The 1,585-nt window shown below is 42.1% G+C and carries 2 protein-coding genes and 2 pseudogenes; all 4 read left to right on the plus strand.

The window, feature by feature from the left end; translation table 11 throughout:
* A pseudogene (locus J7R12_RS08530) lies at positions 1-206 on the plus strand (hypothetical protein); the annotation flags it as partial.
* Positions 203-616: a hypothetical protein gene (locus tag J7R12_RS08535; RefSeq protein WP_126603880.1), complete on the plus strand. Its 414-nt coding sequence runs from the start codon at positions 203-205 to the stop codon at positions 614-616. The pseudogene J7R12_RS08530 and the gene J7R12_RS08535, both read left to right, overlap by 4 nt.
* A gap of 178 nt (positions 617-794) precedes the next feature.
* Positions 795-1,154, plus strand: a complete 360-nt coding sequence (locus J7R12_RS08540; protein ID WP_126603881.1) for a hypothetical protein — start codon at positions 795-797, stop codon at positions 1,152-1,154.
* Positions 1,153-1,585: pseudogene (locus J7R12_RS08545) on the plus strand (hemagglutinin repeat-containing protein); the annotation flags it as partial. The gene J7R12_RS08540 and the pseudogene J7R12_RS08545, both read left to right, overlap by 2 nt.

Below are 1,585 nucleotides of genomic sequence, written 5' to 3' on the forward strand. Positions count from 1 at the left end.
TTGGCGGATGGTTAGCTGGTCACAATCCTTATACCTTTGACAAAGTACCCGCTGGTAATGGTCCTTGGAAAGAGGGGGGGAAAATAATATTTAGTTATCCCAGTCCCCATGCTTGTTATGGGCATGCGGATAAATCATGTACATCGCGCTATGGTTCACCTCATCGTATAAAAGTTCATTCAACTTCTACAGGGAGGAAAAAATGAAAAAAGCCTTTAAATTATCCAGTGCGATAGTTCTGTTTATTATAGCTGGGTGTAATTTTTTTAAGCCTTCTCCAGGTTACTTATATATGTGGGAGAAACCGGGGGCAGATTTTACTGAAGTAGGAAAAGCTTTGTTGGAATGCGGAATGCCAACACCTTATGATGTCGATCCAGAAAATAGAAAGCTTAGTGTTAATGAGGATGCAACAATTTATGCTTGCATGATCCAAGCAGGATTCCGCTATAAAGATGAAGAGGTGTCGAGGGCTGGAGGATGGTGTTATACATTTAAAGAGGAAAACCTACCCATTTGTCGTCCAGGGGCTATCATTCCGCAACGAAGTGTCAAGAAGCGCTTAAATAGCCCTTTTTGTAAAAAATATAAAAATGCACCTGAATGCCAACCTTAAGTCTTGCTTGTGATGATCAACAATCCGCCATCCTTGCCTTCGCTTGGACTGGCGGGATTGTTTTCTTAATCCACCATCTCAATTTAGTCCTACCTGTCTTAAACACAGTATAGATAGAAAATATCAACAGGCTTTTGAGCTTTTTTATCGTAAATAAATCCATTGAAAGAGGGGAAAAATGAAGAAAACTTTAAAACTATTGAGTTGCATGGCTCTGTTAAGTATCGCTGGATGTGTTAACTCAATTCCCTCACTTTCTCCAGCAATATGGAGAAAGAAAATACTTTTAGAATGTGGAGTACCGGATTTTGATAAGGTTGTGGCGCTAGATTTGAATCAATTTGCTAGTATTGAAATGTGTATGGCGCAATCAGGTTTTCGCCCTAGCTTTCCAATACAAGGTTGGTGTGAAAATCATAAATCCGAAAAGCTTCCCATTTGTCGTCCTGGTGCTGTCATGCCTCAACGAAGTGTTGAGAGACGTTTAAAGAGCCCTTATTGTAAAAAGCATCCAGAACAATATGAATGTAAACCTTAACCACAATGAAAGCGCCTCGGTAAATGTTGGGTATAGCTATGGTACCGGTGGTGCTGGGGGAACAGGCAATGCTTCCTTTAGTCAAGGGGAAGGCTCCAGTGAAGAAGTTCACCAGAAAAACGCCCATATTAGTGGCACGGGTACTGTTCACACCAACAGTGGAGGAAACACGACACTTGCAGGGGCCGTGGTTTCTGGAGACCATGTAGAAATGGAGGTTGGGGGTGATTTGACCATTACCAGCCGCAGTGATACGGGTCAAACCTCTAACAAGCAGAAATCAGCTTCTGTTGGTTTTGGTGGCAGCAAAAGTTTTGATGCAGGCTCAACAAGCTTCTCCTTACAAAAGGATCAATCCTCTAGTGATTATCACAGTGTTGTGGAGCAATCAGGCATCAAAGCGGGTGATGGCGGTTTTAAGATCAACGTTA

It is taken from the genome of Bartonella vinsonii subsp. vinsonii (assembly GCF_902825235.1).
GTDB classification, from domain to species: Bacteria; Pseudomonadota; Alphaproteobacteria; order Rhizobiales; family Rhizobiaceae; genus Bartonella; species Bartonella vinsonii.

Excerpts from the sequence above, each read along its gene's own strand:
- J7R12_RS08535 (WP_126603880.1), top strand. The coding sequence starts at position 203 with ATGAAAAAAGCCTTTAAATTATCCAGTGCGATAGTTCTGTTTATTATA.
- J7R12_RS08540 (WP_126603881.1), top strand. The coding sequence starts at position 795 with ATGAAGAAAACTTTAAAACTATTGAGTTGCATGGCTCTGTTAAGTATC.